This is a genomic window from Ureibacillus sp. FSL K6-2830 (assembly GCF_038004145.1).
In the GTDB taxonomy this organism is placed as follows: Bacteria; Bacillota; Bacilli; order Bacillales_A; family Planococcaceae; genus Ureibacillus; species Ureibacillus thermosphaericus.
Genome location: NZ_JBBOQR010000001.1, coordinates 2,335,631 through 2,353,620, shown reverse-complemented (window position 1 = coordinate 2,353,620; position 17,990 = coordinate 2,335,631). Strand labels below are relative to the sequence as shown.

The following is a 17,990-nucleotide window of genomic DNA, read 5'->3' as shown; positions in this document are numbered from 1 at the left end:
ATGCCGCTTTTTCTTTTATCCTCCGATATGGGACATTTCCACTTTCGGCTTGTTCTTTGTATATTGATTGCGTTCTTCGGAATAGCGGTCTTTCCGGTTTTCCCACACGTTAATTACACAATGCTGGATGGTTTCATCATCCGCGCCATTCCTTAACAAACTCCGCAAATCCGTGCCGCTTGAAGCAAATAAACAAGTATACATTTTTCCTTCAGCCGACAGCCTAGCCCGGGTACAAGTTGCGCAAAAAGGCTCTGTAACCGATGAAATAACCCCGATTTCCCCATCTCCATCTAGATACTGATAACGTTTTGCCACTTCCCCTCGGTAATTGGGCTTAATGGGTTTTAAAGGAAACACATCGTTCAATTGTTCAAGAATCTCTTGTTTTGTGACAACTTCATCCAATTTCCATCCATTGGTGTTGCCCACATCCATATATTCAATAAAACGGAGAATTTGCTTTCTCTCTTTGAAAAATTTTGCCATGGCGACAATATCTTCCTCATTGGCTCCCCTTTTTACCACCATATTGACTTTCACTTTTAAGCCTGCTTCATGGGCTTTTTCAATGCCTTCTAAAACAGCCTTCACACTGCCCCGATGGCCGTTTATTTCCGAAAAACGGCCTTCATCCAGCGAATCTAGGCTGACTGAAACTCTTTTCAGCCCCGCCTTTGCCAAATCCTCCGCATGCTTTTTCAACAAGCTGCCGTTCGTTGTAAGGGCCAAATCCTCCACTCCACTAATAGCGGCAATACGTTCTATCAATTCCGATAAACGGGGGCGCAACAAAGGCTCTCCCCCTGTAAACCGAATTTTTTTCACACCCAGCGACACAAAAATCTTGACGAGCCGTTCGATTTCATCAAAAGTAAGCAGCTGCTCCGATTTCAAAAAAGGATAATCCGGGCCGAAAATTTCGGCAGGCATGCAATATTGGCAGCGGAAATTGCATCGGTCTGTCACCGATATTCGCAAATCCCGCAAAGGTCTTTTCAATTGGTCTTGTAGCATTGTAATAGTCAATCGCCTTCTTTCGTTAGCCGGATTCTTTCTGGATGGGTGTAAATATTCATCGACTTATTGCGGATGAATCCGACCGTTGTGATGCCCAGCTGTTCTGCTAAATTAAGGGCCAATTCTGTAGGAGCAGATTTCGATAAAACCATTGCACAGCCGATTTTAGACACTTTCATTAAAATCTCCGAGGAAATGCGCCCGCTGAAAACAATGATTTTATCTTTTACCGGGATGTTATTTCGCAAACAATAGCCATATATTTTATCAAGGGCATTGTGTCTCCCAATATCCATGCGGCTGATGACAATGCCTTTTACATCGCAAAGTGCGGCATTGTGGACGCCGCCCGTCTGTTTAAAAACTTGCGCAGAATCTTGCATTTCCTTCATCAATCGAAAACAATCTTCCGGAGCGATGCTAAGTTTCACATCTTCCAAATTTTTAGAAGCCAATGCATCGCTTGCAAAGACAAATCCTTGCCGGCTCATCCCGCAGCAAGAAGTCAAATACCGTTTATTTTGCAGTCGTTGGACAAAAGGGTTCACTTTCCTTGCTTTAATATGCACAAAGCCCTCTTCTTCCTGATGCCAAATATCCTCAATATCTTTGTAATGAAGAATGCGCTCTGAAACGAGATAGCCAATGACCATATCTTCCACATATTCCGGCGTGCAAACCATTGTCACGATTTCCTGTTGGTTGACCTTTACAGTGAGTGCATATTCCGAAACAATTAAATCCGTGACTTGCTGTTTTTCGCCGTTTTCAATTCGGATAATTTCCCGAGTAACCGTAGTTTTCATCGATTTTCTCCTTTATTCCGAAATTGGATCTTCAAAAATAAAGACCGAAACAGCACAGTCTTCCTCGATTTTGATGTCGGTAAACAAATGGAGCAGTTTAGAGCCCATCAATTCTTCCATTTCTTTCGGCGTTGATTTGGCATATAAATCTTTAATCATCGTTGTGCGGGCGGTATGCACCATTTTGGCTCCTTCTGGCGTTGTGGCAATAAATCGTTCTGTTGGGGTTAGATTGCCGTATAAAAGCGATACAACGATATTATCAATAAACACCGTATGAATGCGGTCCGGCCCTTTTCCAAATAAATTTTTGCGCAGTTTTCTGATGAGATTATTAAATTCATGTATCTTTTTAGACAAGTTGAACCCTCCAACATCTAGAAACTCGTTTATAATTTGATTATAATAATAACAAATTCTGAAAAATAAAAGAGAAAATATTTTCGAAAATTAAGAAATTACTTTTCTATTGTTGAATTGAACGTTCCGCGTTATGATATAAAAAAGGATATTGTGGATGAATTGGATATATTTTGATTTTTATGTATATGTCAAAACCTATGCATGAAAATCATAATATATTTTCCAAATGATAATGTTTGAGATTGGGTTTTTAGTAAGAGTTTGCTAAAAATTTAATCCACCATGACTAAGCAGCATGAACATTCATGCCGTTTCATGGTGGATTTTTTATTTTTTCAGGTGTCAAAACTAGAAATCTTTCGCTCACGATAAGGGGGTTCTCAATTTGGAGAAAATCAATATTAATGGCACTCTTTATGATATTCCTGAAGGGGCAACGATTTTGGATATTTTGAATCAAAACAGCATCCCTCACCCGCAAATTTGCCGTGCGCCGATTGTTGATCCAATTCAAACTTGCGATACATGCATTGTGGAGGTGGATGGAGAGCTTGTTAGATCCTGTTCCACCAAAGCCTTAGATGGCATGAATGTGAAGCTGGATTCAGATAGGGCGAGAGCTGCTCGAAAAGAAGCGATGGACCGCATTCTTGAAAATCACTTATTGTACTGCACCGTTTGCGACAATAACAATGGCGACTGTATTCTCCACAACACAGCGATGATGATGGGCATCAAATCGCAAAAATATCCATATCGTCCAAAAGTGGATCCTGATGAAGTCGATATGTCCCATCCTTTCTACCGTTATGACCCAAACCAATGCATTGCCTGTGGCCGCTGTGTGGAGGTTTGCCAAAACCTACAGGTAAATGAAACAATCTCCATCAACTGGGAAGCAGAAAGACCTTTAGTAATTTGGGATGATGGCGTAAAAATCAATGAATCTTCCTGCGTCAGCTGCGGACAATGTGTGACTGTTTGCCCAACCAATGCGTTGATGGAAAAATCCATGCTTGGGGAAGCTGGATTTCTAACAGGGCTGAATAAAGAAATTTTAAATCCAATGATTGATTTAGTGAAAGAAGTGGAACCGGATTACAGCACGATTTTCGCCATTTCCGAGATGGAAGCGTCCTTGCGCAAAAAACGCATCAAGAAAACGAAAACGGTTTGCACTTTCTGCGGCGTCGGCTGTTCCTTTGAAGTATGGACAAAAGGGCGAAAAATTTTGAAAGTGCAGCCTTCTGAAGGTCCAGTCAACGGCATTTCCACTTGCATCAAAGGAAAATTCGGCTGGGATTTCGTCAACTCTAAAGAACGGCTTACAAAACCTTTAGTCCGGAAAAATGGTGAATTTGTGGAAGTGTCATGGGATGAAGCATTAGACTTTGTGGCAGAAAACCTTCTCCGCATTCACAAAACTTATGGTCCGGGTTCAATCGGCTTTATCTCTTCTTCCAAAACGACAAACGAAGAAAATTACTTAGTGCAAAAAATGGCTCGGCAAATTTTCCAAACAAACGATGTGGATAACTGCTCCCGCTATTGCCAATCGCCGGCAACTGACGGACTGATCCGCACGGTAGGTTTCGGCGGTGACTCTGGAACCATCAAAGACATCGAAAAAGCAGGGCTTGTCATCATCGTTGGCGCTAATCCTGCAGAATGCCATCCGGTTTTAGCAACGCGAGTTAAACGCGCCCATAAATTGCACGGTCAAAAATTGATTGTGGCTGATCTTCGCAAAAATGAAATGGCAGAACGAGCAGATATTTTCCTCCGCCCGAAACAAGGAACAGACCAAGTTTGGATTATGGCCGTCACAAAATACATTATTGACCAAGGTTGGCATGATGAAGCCTTTATCCAAGAAAATGTCCTAAACTTTGAGGAATATAAACAACTCCTTGAAAAATATACCCTTGACTATGCGGAAGAAGTGACAGGCATTCCGAAAGAAACGTTGATGCAAGTGGCGGAAATGATTCGCAATGTAGACGGCACATGCGTACTTTGGGGAATGGGGGTTACCCAAAATACAGGCGGTTCCCATACTTCTGCGGCTATTTCCAATCTTCTATTAGCAACAGGAAACTATCGACGTCCTGGGGCAGGTGCTTTCCCTCTCCGCGGCCACAATAATGTGCAAGGGGCTTGCGATATGGGCTCATTGCCAAATATGCTGCCAGGCTATCAAAGGGTAACGGATGAAAAAGCCCGGGAAAAATTTGAAAAAGCTTATGGTACCAAAATTCCTTCTACACCTGGTCGCACAAATCCGGAAATGCTTGATGCCATTATGGAAGGCAAAATGAAAGCAATGTATTTAGTCGGGGAAGAAATGACTTTAGTGGACTGCAATGCCAATCATGTAGATGAAGTCCTTTCTAAATTGGAGTTCTTTGTCGTACAAGATGTGTTCTTCTCTCGTACTGCCCAATATGCGGATGTCATTTTGCCGGCTTCTCCTTCGTTAGAAAAAGAAGGAACTTTTACGAATACAGAACGCCGCGTGCAGCGGTTGTATCAAGTATTGCCGCCTCTTGGGGAATCAAAACCAGATTGGCAAATTCTTCAATTAGTGGCGCAGCGTTTAGGCTATGATTGGAACTACAGCCATCCTAGTGAAATCTTTGATGAAATGGCAAGCCTCACCCCCATCTTCTCCCAAGCCAACTATGATGTGTTGGCAGGCTGGGGAAGCTTCTGCTGGGGCAGCCTCGATGGTAAAGATACGCCTTTACTCTATTTGGACGGCTTTAACTTCCCGGACAAAAAAGCCCGTTTTGCTTTAGACGACTGGGTAGAACCAGTGGAATATGAAGGACAATTCGATTGCATCATCAATAATGGACGGATGCTCGAACATTTCCACGAAGGCAATTTGACGAACAAATCCACAGGCATTCAATCGAAAGTGCCGGAAATCTTCGTGGAAGTATCGCCAGAGCTGGCAAAAGAGCGAGGCATTGAAGATGGCATGTTCGTGCGCCTTGTATCTCCATATGGGGCATGTAAAGTCAAAGCCCTTGTGACAGACCGGGTGAAAGGAAACGAACTCTTCCTGCCAATGAACTCTGTAAGCAAAGATTCGGCCATCAACTTCTTAACGGGTCCGGCAGCGGATGTGAACACAAAAACCCCTGCCTACAAACAAACAAAAGTGCGGCTAGAGGTATTGAAAGATAAAGGAAAACGCCCGCTTCCAAAAACAAATCCAAGAACGAAAAAACGAAATCCGCAAAATGGTGTCGAAGTGGAACGAAAATGGAAGCGCCCTGATTACGTGCCGATCACGACTAATTAGGAGAAGCAGTAATAGAGCAGCTCTGCACAATCGGAAATTGCATTGGGCAGAGCAGTTCTGTCCAATCACAAACAAGCAATGCAAAAGGAGGGAAAACATGGCCTCACCAATTCGGACAATTCGAAAGCAGCCAGTAACAAAAGAAGAAATCGTAGAACAAAATTTGGAGAACTTGAAAGAGCTTGTTTCGGAAAATAAGGAAACTATTCATCAACTCTTTTCGATTTTAAATGAACTTCAGGAAATGGGTGCACTAGAAGCAGCGGAAAAACTCCTTGAAGCTCGGGAAGATGTGGCGGAAATCGCCCTTGGCCAACTGACTAGAAAACCAGCGACAAATCTCATGAATCATTTGATGAATGCAGCTGGTGCATTATCTACCATCGACCCGGAAGCAACGAAAACATTAGCGAATAGTTTCACCAATGGCTTAGATGAAGCGAAAAATGCATTGAACAATGATGAAAAACTCGGCGTATTCGATGTATTAAAAATGCTCAACGACCCGGACGTCAACCGCGGCCTCCACTTCGCCCTTCACTTTTTGAAAGGCTTTGGGAAAAGTTTGAAGGAATAAATGAATCCCCCGCTTTCGTTTTGGAAAGTCGGGGCGATTGCTCTATGTGGGAATGACCCGTGCCCGGGACTATAACCCGCGATTTTTCAAAAGCAACTTGGCTCAATGAACAAATGGCAACAGATGGCCGTCCGATCCTTTCGGCAATCCGGGTTGGCGAAGAGGATGGAGAAATCATTGTCAACGGACAGTCCTTAATCAAAAGGATTCAGGAGTCATCGATTGTTTAATTGAACTGCCGGACGGATGGGTCATCATCTACCATAAAACATTCCCGGACCGCGAAGAACTTTTGGCAGCGCGTACCTAAGATCTATGCCCACGCTTTGACCGAAGCTTCCGGCAAACCGGTGCTGGAAGGCTGGATCCATATGCCGATTGTCGGCAACATGGTGCAATATACAAAAGAGGATTTAGTGATCAAAGATTGGAATAAGCTCTCGTTGGGGTGAAACTTGGCAATCGAGTAGGAGGGAGCGATTAACTCCCGTCCTCTCACACCACCGTACGTACGGTTCCGTATACGGCGGTTCAATTAAGATGATTGACGCAAGTCTTTATAACTTCCGTGAATAGCTGTTCTCTTTATGCCAGTGGTCACTCCACCCTCCAAGAGGTCCCCCACGGGATTCACCGCTTCCTTCCTCAAGTGAGGTACTACGTTTTCTGTTTTCATCATGACTCACTGAATGCCAAGGGCTATTCTCTCTTAATTGTTCGGTCCTTCTTAGTTGTTCTAGACCAACTAATACTATGACCTCTGCTGACTTCTGACGGTTCAGCTACTTATCACTAAGTAGGTTATGAAGCGTACTTCACCTATCCGCCAGACCTCCCCGGGTAAGTACATGCACTTTCACACCATCTATCCGCCTCATCTACTCGATATGACCTTCGACAGAAAGAGCTTTGTTTTGTTTTGCAAACTCACTCAATCATACCTAGCCTTATATGAGGTTCGTGTTCCTCGGACCGGTGTTTTGCCTCCAGCTTCCTTCAGATTCCGCGTCACCACGGACACCCTTGCTCTTGGCTAACCTCTACTTCTGTCTTCGGGGTTCGGGACTTACACCCTATAGTTCATGTACATGCCGGGCGCACGAAAAGAGCGAATGAGAAAGCCAATCATCATTCTCATTCGCTCTTTTGAATAAACCCACGTTTTCTAGAACAAAGACATTTGTTCCTTTTCTGTCAGTCTTTCCAACGCTTCCGGTTCATGGTCGCGGAAGTATGCGTGGTGGAGCCATTTTTCCGTTGCGACGATTTGTTTATTGGCTTGTTTGGCTTCACGGAGTTTGCAGCTATAAATTACAGGGAAATAATCCCGCAAAAACTTCCCTTCCGCATGGGCAGTCAATGCGATGATTTGAAATCCCAATTGTTCCGCAACAAAGAAAACCGGACTGAGCACATGGTCGCTCGATGCTTTGCCGAATGGATTGTCCAAAATCACCACCCGGCTGTGCTTCATGTTTGTTTTTTGATGCTGTTTCTTTTCAGCGACGTATTTTAACAAGCCCAAAAACAACGTCATATTTTTGCTCCATTTTTCTCCGCCTGACCATACATTGCTCTGCTCCCAAGAATAGGACCTTGTCGACACTTTATTTTCGTTTGTCACTTTGCGGCAACTTACTTTCATGCCTTCATTTTTCATCACCACTTGCAGAAGCTGTTTGGTTTGCAGCCACATTTCAATGTCATTCCGAACTTTCGTTTCATCCTGAAGGCCATTTTCTTTTACATAACGATCCGACTCCAGTTGAAGCATAATCCACTCAATGTAATCGCGGATCCGCTGCTTACCTTCTTCTTCGTCCCATTGAGGGATCGTAAAAGTATAAATCGTTTTCCATTGATCCTCTTCTTTTACTTTTGTATGTTTTGGAATTTGTTTCAACTCTTCTACCACTGTTTTTAAATGGTTATGGATTTGGTTGATATATGCCTGCAATTCCTCATCTTTTTGCCGTATATGTTCATTGGCATAATTCGTCGACCGCTCGATTCGGATCATCATATTCTTTTTAAAATCCAATAACTCTTCATAACCCGTCTTATAATCCACACCTTCAATCGCCATTTTTTGCAATTTATTATCAGAAATCGTTGAACAAAACTGCTTATAAGCTTGTTTTTGGGCATCCACCGCTTCCTTTTCCTTCTCCACTTGTCCACTATGTTGCTCCAATTCTTGGATAATGGCTTTCACCATTTTCTTCCGATTATAGATAAAATCCATTTTTTCATTTTCACTTAAAGGGATTGTCACGACTTGCGGTGCGTTAAAATGATGTTTTTCAATGAATTTGATCAGCTCGCGTTCCGCTTCATCAATCTTGTTTTGCTCCCGTGACACTTGTTCCATCTGTTCATCCAAATAATTCTTCTCTTTTTGAAGCGCCTTCTTTTCTTCAGCAAGCTCTTCTTCCGCTTGGTTTAATGGAACGGAGAATGTGTAAATATCATAATCCGGAAAATTTTCACGGAAAAGCTGTTTCAAATGATTTCTTTTTCCTTTTTGCTCTTCCTTTGCAGAAAGCTTTTCTGTAACCTGTTTTTCCAACTTGTTTAATGCCTGTTTCAACTCTTTTATTTTGATAATCTTATTTTGCAATAAATGTTCTCCATCTGATGGAAATTCCCAATGTTCATGCACATTTTCACATTCATTGCGGATCTGATCCATCTCTTCCTGCAGTTTAGTCAAATTGTGTTTGGCATTGGCCAGCTTTTCATTCAATTCCCCGATACTTTTTGACGCTTGATGGATTTTCAAATTCAGCGTCTGGATTTTGTCGCGGAGATTTTTCCGGCTTTCCCCGGTAAAAATTGGGGTCAATGATTGCACTTCTTTATACTCTTCATCATTTTTAAGAGAATCTAATTTCCATTTTAAATTTTGTTTGCGTTCCTCCAGTGCAGCCTTTTGTTCGTTATAATCCAATAATTGTGCGGCTAAATGTGTTTTTTTGGCTTTTATATTGGCCAATACGTCTTTCAACTCTTTTTCAACTTCCTTGGCCTCTTTTACTTCACGGCAATAATGGAAATATTGATTCCCTTCCTGGATTTTCCGTTCAAGCCCTTGCATTTCTTCTTGGCAAAGTTCCATTTGTTCCCCGATGGTTGTGATTTGATGCTTCAGATTCTTTCGCTGCTGCTCCGCATTTTCAATTTCTCTTTCGATTTGTTCGATTTTTAACATTGTTTCCGACCATCTTTTTTGAAAATCGGTCAGCCGTTCATATGGATAGTCTTTCAAAAATTGTTGGAAGGTTTGTAGGGCATATTCCCATTCTTTTTGTTCCGTTTCTTTCAGTTCTCTTTCCTTCGTCGCTTTTTCCGCATCCACACGGACTTTTTCTTTCCATTGCCCAAAGGTCTCTTCCATCATCCCTTTTTCCCAATGAGCAGGAATAATCCAGGATGGCTCCGGTTGGACGGCATCTTTCTTTATCTTCGCCGCTTCTTCGGTCGTCAGTATTTGAATCGGGTATCGAAGTTCATCTGCAAGGTCTTCCACTTTCTTTTGCAATTCTTCCTTCGATTTATTGGTTGTAATCAAAGTGACAGCCCATAACGGATAGAAGACTTTTTCTTCATAATCCGCTTCATTCAGCATCTGCAAATATTCAATACCCGTTACGCAATAGTCCAATTGATTTTTCCATGATTTTATCCGCGCTTCAATCAACGGATCGCTGAAAAATGTTTTCTGTTCCCCATAATCATCGACTAAACGCAATGCCACCCGCTCTTTGTATAATAAAACCTCTTTTTCCTTTTTCAATTTTTCGATGGTTTCATAAAGCCGGTTATAAATGGAGTGTTCATTTTCATAGACCGATTCCAGAATGGCCCATTGCGGTCTTAATCTTCCCAAAATTCGAATCAATTTTCTTTGTTCATTTTCAATTTGGCTTTTCTCGTTTTTCAATTGTTCTTTGGCAACATGCAAACCGTTCTTCTCATTTTTTAATTTTTCGATGGTTTCATCCAGCTCAATCGATTGCTTCTCTTTTTCCTTCTTCTCTCCGTGAAGCCGTATCAGTTCTTCATCCAAAAATTGATGGCGGTTTTGCCATTCGGCCATTTTCTCTTCCACTTGTTCGTGCTGTGGATTGGAAAGCAAAGTTTGTTTCAACCTTTCGATATCCGCTTCCCTCATTTGGATGGTTTTCTGAACACCGGCGATTTCCCTTTGCTTATCCAAATCATGTTTTTCGATGGACCGCTTTTCTTCCTGCAATGTATCGATTTGCCTTACAATCGGATTGAGTTCGAATTGGATTTGTTCCATATTCTTTTTCATGTCATCCATCTGTTCAATAAAATGTCCGAGCAGCGCCTGCTTCGTTTCTTCCAATTGGTTTTGCAAATCCGAGAGCTCTTCTATTTCTTCCAGCTTCTTCATTTCGCTTTCAACAAACGCAATTTCCTTTTGATAATGATTCAAAAGTTGCTTGCATTTCGCAAATTTCAATGAATAATAGGCAAGGCTATGTTGCTCCAGTTCTTCCTTTTTTGTGCCATATTCAACATTTGCCAGATCATAATCTTTCTGCAGTTGTTCGTATTTTTCTTCCTCAACGGCAATCTGATAAGACGCCACTTTCACTTCATGTTCTTTTTTCTTTTGAATCCAAAGATTGAATTGCTCTTTATTCTTTTCCATTTCCTTTGCAACATCGATTTTTTGAATTTGAATCTCTTCCCAGATTCCCTTTGCCTTCTGCTTCGACTTGTCATAGGCAAGCTGGGAGGAATGCAGTTTTTCAAACGTTTGCACGTATTTTTCCAGTTGATGTTGGATCCGCTTGTTCTCTTCAATGGTTTCTTTCAGTTTTTTATAAAGTTTCAAATTATCCAGCTGTTTTTCAAAGATATCGGCAAAAAGGGTTGGATGATGACCCGCAATCGATTGTTCAACGGTCGGTATCAATAAGCGGTCAAATAACTGGGTGGTGTTTTTGCAGGCTTCGAAAAAGGCCTCGACGCCCCCTTCCGAGCTGTTGATTGTCACAATACTTTCCCATTCATCGGCAATAATATGGTATTGTTCTTCAATAAACTTCCGATATTCTTTGATTGTCGAAAACGTTCTTGCCGATAAAGGATATCGTTCCTTCATGCCATTGTAATAATCAAGCATTTCTCCCTTGTCGGCAGGTCTGGTGCCGCCTTGTCCTTCCCGAACAAAAGGAATGCCTTCGATTCCGTTCTGATCCCCTTCATCATATTCATAAACATAGCGGTAAGAATCCAATCCTTTATCCGTCATAAAAAGGGTCACCGCCGTCACAACATATCGCCGTGGACGTTCGTTGAGTATCCATTCGATCGCAATATGGGCCGGGGCATTTTCCAACACCAAAGTGTTTTTAATTTTTCGATCCGCCAAATCGGTATGGGGAATCATCCCTTGCAATACCGTTTGGATAAAAACGGTCTTCCCTCCGCCGTTTTCAAGAAGAATCGCCCCATTATATCCGTTGAATAAAAAGAGTTCATCATTATAACGCTTGTTGCCTTCTTCATAGACAATATTGGTCAATCTGATTTTATTGATGGCCGGCATGTTGTCCCTCCTTATCAAAACCGTAAAGAAACTCAAAAATCCCTTTGTTATATTCCACTGCCATGAAAAATCGCTGGATGATGGTCATCGCTTTTTCCGTCAAGGTGATTTCATTATTCCCGATTTCCCGGATCAACTGTTGGTCGTTCAAAAACTTTGCAACCATATGCAGGAAGCTCATTCGGCTAATCGTATTTCCTGATTGCCGCTTAGCGGTTTCCTTAATATCATCCATATCATCCCATTTTTCGATGATAGCGCTCCAATTGTAAGAAAACTCTTTTTCCGATGCTTTTAATTGTTCCTCATCATGGGATTTTAAATGATCAATCCGCTCCTGAATCAGCCGGATCCAATCATCCATGCCGATAAATTGCCTTGTGGGATGCGGACTTTGATAGGAATCATAAAAACTGCCGAAAAGAACAAGTATGCAAAAATAAAGAAGATACATATCCGCATTCGTCGCACCGGAACGCAAATATTTCCGTTTAATCCACTCATTGCTTACATGGAATGGAGACAGCTTCGGTTCAGGAACGAGAAACAGTTCTTCACTCGTTTTGATTATGGCGCAATGCACTTCCTGGCTGAACAACTCAAGAAGGGCGCGCACATCTTCATCGGCATTATAGATTTGAACGGCCTCTTTGCCCAAAACCCCGTCCCTTGCCAGTTTCGTATATAGTCGAAAGGCTTGCAACACTGTTTGTTCAGAATAGTTCATCTTCATCCTCCAACTTTATGTTCATTTCACTGATGGAATAGCGATCTACTTTTTGAATGATCGCTTTATCTTCCGTAACGATTAATTTGCGTTTTCCCAATAATCGAAAGGCCTCATCAAAAACCGTTCTGCTTTCTTCATCATCCGTTCCCGCTTGAATAGGCGAACGTTGGTGGAGAACAATCCAAAAATCGTAGAAATACCGCATTTGGAATAGATTCTCCAATTGATTTCTTTCGAGATAGGATATGAACTCGGATAACGTATTGCCGCTATTTTCTTCATAAGCCTTCAGAAAATGTTCCATCAGCTCTTTATATTTTTCTGAAATCCATTGTTTATATGAATTGAAGCTGTTTTCGTCATCCACTTCATAAAAGTGATATTCCACCTTCTCTTTTCGGTCTTCCACGATATTCTGTTCTTCCAAAACAGCAAGCGGCGACCAAAATTCATTTTCTTCCACTTTCAGGAAAGGATGGAGAACGCCTTTCATCGCATCCAACGGCAAAGGGGTGGACACAATGAGAGACACGATATCTTGGTCGAAGTTAAAGGAATGCATGCCCGTATAATAAAGCGACTCCTGGGCTGTAATCAAAGTCGTGTTTTTCAAATGGAGAGTCTGATTCAGAAGCTCGGAATGTTCATAGTGCACTTTCTCCAATTCCCTGTTGATCTGCAAAATGTATTGATACGTTTTCTGCTCCTTTTGATGAATATTTTCGGCAAACAATCGTTCCCTCGTTTCTTTGACAAACTCCCTCAATTCTTTGAATTCTTCATCTTCCCGTTCCAGCCTCTGAAAAATATCATCAAGCAGCTCTTTATACCGCTCAAACGTTTCTTCGGACACAATGCTTCGCTGGATTTCATGCTTCAATTTGACAATGCGTTCCTGCAACGTCTCGACGGCCACCCGCATTTCATTGATTTGCCGGAGTGCCCCCTTAAATTCCCCCTTTTCCAGCTGTTTCCGTAAAATCAATTGGTTGATGGATATTTGGAACTCACTATAAAATTCCTTCGTTGCAAAAATCAATTCCAATCCATCTTCATCCAATGTGTAGAATTGGGTATTCGTTCCGGCATCAAAATCGTTCGCCTTCAAAATGGAATATTCAATGGTCTCCTCCGCCTTTTCCTCCCAATCAAAATAACCGTAGCTGCGTTTTTTTCCGTGGGTCGGGCGGAAATTTTGAATCAAGGTTCTGGCCAGTTCTTCATAGGTTTCCTCTTTCAGCATATACACTTCTTTCGTGGCCTCTTTTAAAAAGGAAGCCAATTCTTTGACACCTGTCCTTTGATTTCGCATCAACTTCTGTTCAAAGAAAAAAAGCAAAGTGAGGAGGCCAAGCCCTTTCATATCAATCTTCGTCCCATTTAAATCAACATCCCTTTTCCGATCCAGTTCATTCAACGGTTCAAAAAGGGCGATGCGCCGGATCCGATCTCTGTATCCGCTTAATAACGCTTGCATATCCATCTGTTCCAATCGGATCCCCTCCAAATTTCCTGCAATTCTTTTGATTTTAAGATTTCCTGCGGGTAATACTTCCCTTGCGAAAACATCATCGCCAGTTGTTCTTGCTCCTTTTGCGGAAATTGGCTAATGAATTTTTCTTGAGCTTCAGTATATTGTCTTTGATATTCTTTTCCGGCGATCGGCTGTTTTTCAAGACAAGCTTTATAGAATGGCAATGCCAAATGGGCTTTGATTTTTTGATTCAACGAATGCCAAATGGACACTCCTTCCCGGTCAATGTCGCCGAAATAGAAAAAATGATGCTGGGCGTTGACCGGATATTGGTCCTGGAACTGTTCGATGCTATGGATGATTTTCTTCCCACTTCCGTAAATCAATGTGGAAAATTCAGTGGATGGCAAAGCCGGAAGCAGACCTTGATAAGTCGTTTTATTTTCAACAATCAGGTGAAACTGTGTCTCCTTTGTCACCAGCTTGGGATGGATGGCAAACATCAACGGGTCGGAAACAGGGATGATGTTAAAAGAATGGAAGAGTCCGATACGCTCCAGCAGCTCTTTTCCCCCTTTTTCAGTGAGCCATTTTTCATCCTGGACCAGTTCAAAACTGCGCTCCGGTGCAGGAACGGACTCTTCCGGAAAACCAAATGTTTTTATGTATTCATCGATTTTGATGAGATAAGGAAGATCGTGCCGCCAAATGGAAGGATCTTTTTTGTAATATTCATCAAGGTTTATGGATGGATGGAACTTGTTGCGATAATGTTGAATCTCTTGATGGAAACCGGTTTGAAGCAGACTTTTATTGATCCGGTACTGAAAGGCGAGCGATGGATTTCTTGTCGTTCTTCCTTTAGACTTCACCATCTCCAAAATGCCTTCCTGTTCCAGCTTCAAAATAAAGCCGGCATATTCTTCGTATGTATGAAAGAAATTCCCCATGATTGCTTCCAATGCGGATAATCCTATCATTCTTTTCGGATAGCCATTAAGTGCGCGGTAAATTTCATCCACTATCCTTACCTCCGAACATTCTTTTTTCCTATTTTACTTAAAATGAAGGGAAATTGGAAATACAAGTCTGTGAAGAAAGTTAGGGGAATGTTGCACAGTTCAAGAAATGTTTGGTTTTGGGGAGGGGATTTCAATAAAGATCGTTTTACGGGCAATCAATAGATTTGTCTAAACAATAAAAAATGGAAATTTTTGTTGAGAAGTGTTTCCGTTTCTTTCCATTCATGTATTCCTTATTTTCGAAACTTATGAATTTTTATACATCGTAGTGTGTTTCTCTTTATATTCACTATAATAAGAAATTAAATACCTTTTGTAATTATTATGGATTCGCCGATCGGACACTAGTGTCGCATAAAAAATATCAATAGACATAATAAAACTGAATTTTCTCACTAGCGTCGCATTAAAATAATTTAACACCTTCAAATAAACCGAATTTTCTGAAATATAATCCAAACACAAAAAAATCCTTTATAATGGTTGGGTGGTAGTAAACCATCCAAATCCAATACAAAGGACAAAACCATGGATAAGTTTACACGAAAAACATCATTTAAAAAACGCTGTCGTCCGTGTGTTAGAACGATTTTCGTTACCTGAAGATTCGCCTGTATTCTCCGATGAAATGGTGGATATTGGAACCACGCAAAATCGTTCTGAAAACGCGTTCCGTCTCATCAAATTATTGGATACAAAAGGAAATGAACTTCATTTACGGACGAATCGTTTTGATATGGATGCAGATGAAATCGCCGAAATCTATCAGTCACGTTGGGCCATTGAACTCTTTTTCAAATGGATGAAACAACACTTGAATAGCAAGAAGTTCTACGGCCACAGTGAGCAAGCCGTACACAACCAAGTATACGTAGCGATGATTGTATACTGTTTAAATGTGTTAGCTCAGTTGAACACGAATAGTGACCGAAGTACGTTACAAATAAGTCGATATTTGAAAGCAGCTTTATGGAAATCTGCACACATTTGGTTACGGAAAATCGAAGGGAAGAGCGTTCCTTAAAGGTTGATTTGTCGTTGTTGCACTCATCTTAAGCTATAGGTAATTACTACCTTTATTTAGGTGTTTTCGTTTTTCGCTAATTTTCCAGAAAAATAAAATCTGAAATTTCAAAACTTATTTATGCGACGCTAGTGATATTATCTTAATGTTAAGAAATGGGGGGATACAAAATATAACCCCCCTAAAATTAAAATACACAAGGCCATCAACAATTGTTATTTGTAACATCTAGTTAAAGCTTAATTTTCTAAGTGACAATATTTTTCGGTTAAATATAAAAACTATGAAACGTTGTCTGTAAATTGTAGAAACAAGAAGATGTATTGGAAATCATTAATCTTTAAAGGATTAGATTATTCAAAAATAAATTGTTGTTCAATCATAGTGTTTTCACTTCACCCAATATGCACTATGTCACTATACTTTAAACCATTTAAAATTTTTGCTTTAAAGTGTTTTTATTTACTGAATTCATAGCCATTCGTTTTTATACTTTTGATCCATTAATAATGAAGGGATAAAGCTATTCTAAATTTAGGTTTGCCAATTCTTTTATGTTTGGACACACTTTTTAGGTCGGAATTTTGTCCCTTCCACCTTTCGGTAAATCCCTTTTTAATTTTTAATCATCTTGATCATTCTTCTCCTCTTGAAACCATGAGAGGCTTATTTCATACATTTCTAAATAAGGATGTAAATGCCACTGATCTTCTTCCGATAGTTTAGCTGAACCTTTTTAAAAAATATAACAGATTCTTTTTTATTTTCCGATTATACGAATGCCATTCTTTTTTTGTACTCATCCTCAGACATCATCCAAAATCAATAAACCCAGCGTGTTTTTGGCAAGTAGAAATTTAGTTTGCCATAAACACCATACTGTAAAGATGAACTGATATCTCAATAGTGGAAATGGGAAAATAATATGTAAAAATATAAGCTACTTAACGTAAAAAGCCAAGTTAGCTCAAAGAAATACACGTAATTCAATTAACCGTATTTATTGTTCATTCAATTATAACAACCGGTTCAAACAACCAATCTCTTGATTTGTAATTATCATCGTCTCTATTTATAACTTCCCGAGTGATGCCATTTTCAATTAACAAATCTCTAAATTTTTTACTCAGAAATACAGGTCTATACGCCCAGCTTCCATTAGATTTCAACTCTTTCATGATATTTATATCTTTAATAGGATATTGTTCAAGATCCCTTTTATTATAGTGATATGGATAATCAATCCGTCCTCTAATGTTACACGTTTGACATCGTTCTTCCGGTTCCGTAATAAAATAATAATGTTTCATTTCGGAACTCCATGATGGAAGAACATTTGTAGGAATCACTTGAAATACGGGCTGTGCAGGCTTTTTACCGCTATGTATCACCTCTCTCAATTCGTACCCTGTTATTTCCCACTCTTTCATTAAATACGCCATTTTCTCCGATACAACCCAGTAATCGACACCGACATTGACCATATATCGATCCCCCACTTTTGAAGTATCCATGACTAAAGGGGAAGTCTGAACTTTTTCCTGAATGCCGCAAGATGGGCAAATCGTCTTCCATTCAATTCCATCCTCTTTGTGTTCTAAAAACGCTTTTGATGAATTACCTGTAGAAACCAACCTAAAAAAAGGCGATCGTTCAAAATCTAAATAATTAAACCTGCAAGAAAATGATTCACCACATGAAATCTGGTATTCTTTTTTTAAATGAGAAGTGATATAAGAAATTGTATCTATTCCTACCTTTCCGTTGAGTCGGATTGGAACCTGAAGATATACTTCAGTCCCCATTTTCGGCTTATCCGGAAAGTTTAATGAAATATCAAATTTTCCAAAAAGTCTTTCGAGTTCACTTTTTAAAGAATATTCGGCAAAAAAATCTATACATACATAAATATCCATACAGAAACATCCTCTTTTATAAGATTATGGGAAAGAGTGAGTCAAATTATATACTACCCACTCCACCCAAAAAACTACTATAATTTTAATAACAAAGACAGTATTTATTACTTAGCTTTATATTGTTTAGCTTTAGAAAATTGATACAAAAATTCCCATAATGG

General features: G+C 40.4%; 11 protein-coding genes and 1 pseudogene. 4 read left to right on the top strand and 8 right to left on the bottom strand.

Translation table 11 applies throughout. From position 1 onward, the window contains the following. Window positions 1-15 precede the first annotated feature (15 nt). Genes moaA through NSU17_RS11585 form a run of 3 tightly spaced genes read right to left on the bottom strand, consistent with a single transcriptional unit; the run spans window position 16 to window position 2,186 of the window. Window positions 16-1,017, bottom strand: a complete 1,002-nt coding sequence (moaA, locus tag NSU17_RS11595; protein ID WP_096552580.1) for a GTP 3',8-cyclase MoaA — start codon at window positions 1,015-1,017, stop codon at window positions 16-18. Between the two features lie 8 nt (window positions 1,018-1,025). Continuing rightward, entirely contained in the window at window positions 1,026-1,826 is an 801-nt protein-coding gene (fdhD, locus tag NSU17_RS11590; protein ID WP_340705071.1) for a formate dehydrogenase accessory sulfurtransferase FdhD, read from the bottom strand. A 12-nt stretch (window positions 1,827-1,838) separates the two neighbouring features. Further along, window positions 1,839-2,186 (bottom strand): DUF2294 domain-containing protein, encoded by a 348-nt coding sequence (locus NSU17_RS11585; RefSeq protein WP_096552060.1) that lies wholly within the window; start codon window positions 2,184-2,186, stop codon window positions 1,839-1,841. Between the two features lie 388 nt (window positions 2,187-2,574). Here NSU17_RS11585 and fdhF point away from each other — a divergent pair, with 388 nt between their 5' ends. From fdhF to NSU17_RS11570, 3 genes are all read left to right on the top strand, one after another. After that, complete coding sequence (gene fdhF, locus NSU17_RS11580; RefSeq protein WP_340705070.1) at window positions 2,575-5,499, top strand: formate dehydrogenase subunit alpha; 2,925 nt, start codon at window positions 2,575-2,577, stop codon at window positions 5,497-5,499. Window positions 5,500-5,596: 97 nt separating this feature from the next. Then, window positions 5,597-6,076: a DUF1641 domain-containing protein gene (locus tag NSU17_RS11575; RefSeq protein ID WP_096552063.1), complete on the top strand. Its 480-nt coding sequence runs from the start codon at window positions 5,597-5,599 to the stop codon at window positions 6,074-6,076. 59 nt (window positions 6,077-6,135) lie between these two features. After that, window positions 6,136-6,306: a hypothetical protein gene (locus tag NSU17_RS11570; protein ID WP_340705069.1), complete on the top strand. Its 171-nt coding sequence runs from the start codon at window positions 6,136-6,138 to the stop codon at window positions 6,304-6,306. Window positions 6,307-7,241: 935 nt separating this feature from the next. Here the strand turns inward: NSU17_RS11570 and NSU17_RS11565 are convergent. From NSU17_RS11565 to NSU17_RS11550, 4 genes are read right to left on the bottom strand one after another with little or no spacing between them, the layout of a single operon-like run. Further along, window positions 7,242-11,660 (bottom strand): hypothetical protein, encoded by a 4,419-nt coding sequence (locus NSU17_RS11565; RefSeq protein WP_340705068.1) that lies wholly within the window; start codon window positions 11,658-11,660, stop codon window positions 7,242-7,244. Next, the gene (locus NSU17_RS11560; protein WP_328219744.1) at window positions 11,644-12,387 is read right to left on the bottom strand and encodes a DUF6063 family protein; all 744 of its coding nucleotides are present in this window, start codon (window positions 12,385-12,387) and stop codon (window positions 11,644-11,646) included. Before NSU17_RS11560 ends, NSU17_RS11565 begins: the two co-directional genes overlap by 17 nt. Further along, window positions 12,374-13,882 carry a replicative DNA helicase gene (locus NSU17_RS11555; RefSeq protein WP_168412867.1) on the bottom strand — a complete coding sequence of 503 codons (1,509 nt, stop codon included), beginning with the start codon at window positions 13,880-13,882 and terminating at the stop codon, window positions 12,374-12,376. Before NSU17_RS11555 ends, NSU17_RS11560 begins: the two co-directional genes overlap by 14 nt. Further along, window positions 13,852-14,886 carry a Wadjet anti-phage system protein JetD domain-containing protein gene (locus NSU17_RS11550; protein ID WP_016838196.1) on the bottom strand — a complete coding sequence of 345 codons (1,035 nt, stop codon included), beginning with the start codon at window positions 14,884-14,886 and terminating at the stop codon, window positions 13,852-13,854. Before NSU17_RS11550 ends, NSU17_RS11555 begins: the two co-directional genes overlap by 31 nt. A gap of 559 nt (window positions 14,887-15,445) precedes the next feature. Here NSU17_RS11550 and NSU17_RS11545 point away from each other — a divergent pair. After that, window positions 15,446-15,910, top strand: a pseudogene (locus NSU17_RS11545) (transposase); the annotation flags it as partial. 1,007 nt (window positions 15,911-16,917) lie between these two features. On the opposite strand, the gene NSU17_RS11540 reads toward NSU17_RS11545, so the two are convergent. Next, window positions 16,918-17,826, bottom strand: a complete 909-nt coding sequence (locus tag NSU17_RS11540) for a hypothetical protein (protein ID WP_340705067.1) — start codon at window positions 17,824-17,826, stop codon at window positions 16,918-16,920. Window positions 17,827-17,990: the final 164 nt, after the last annotated feature.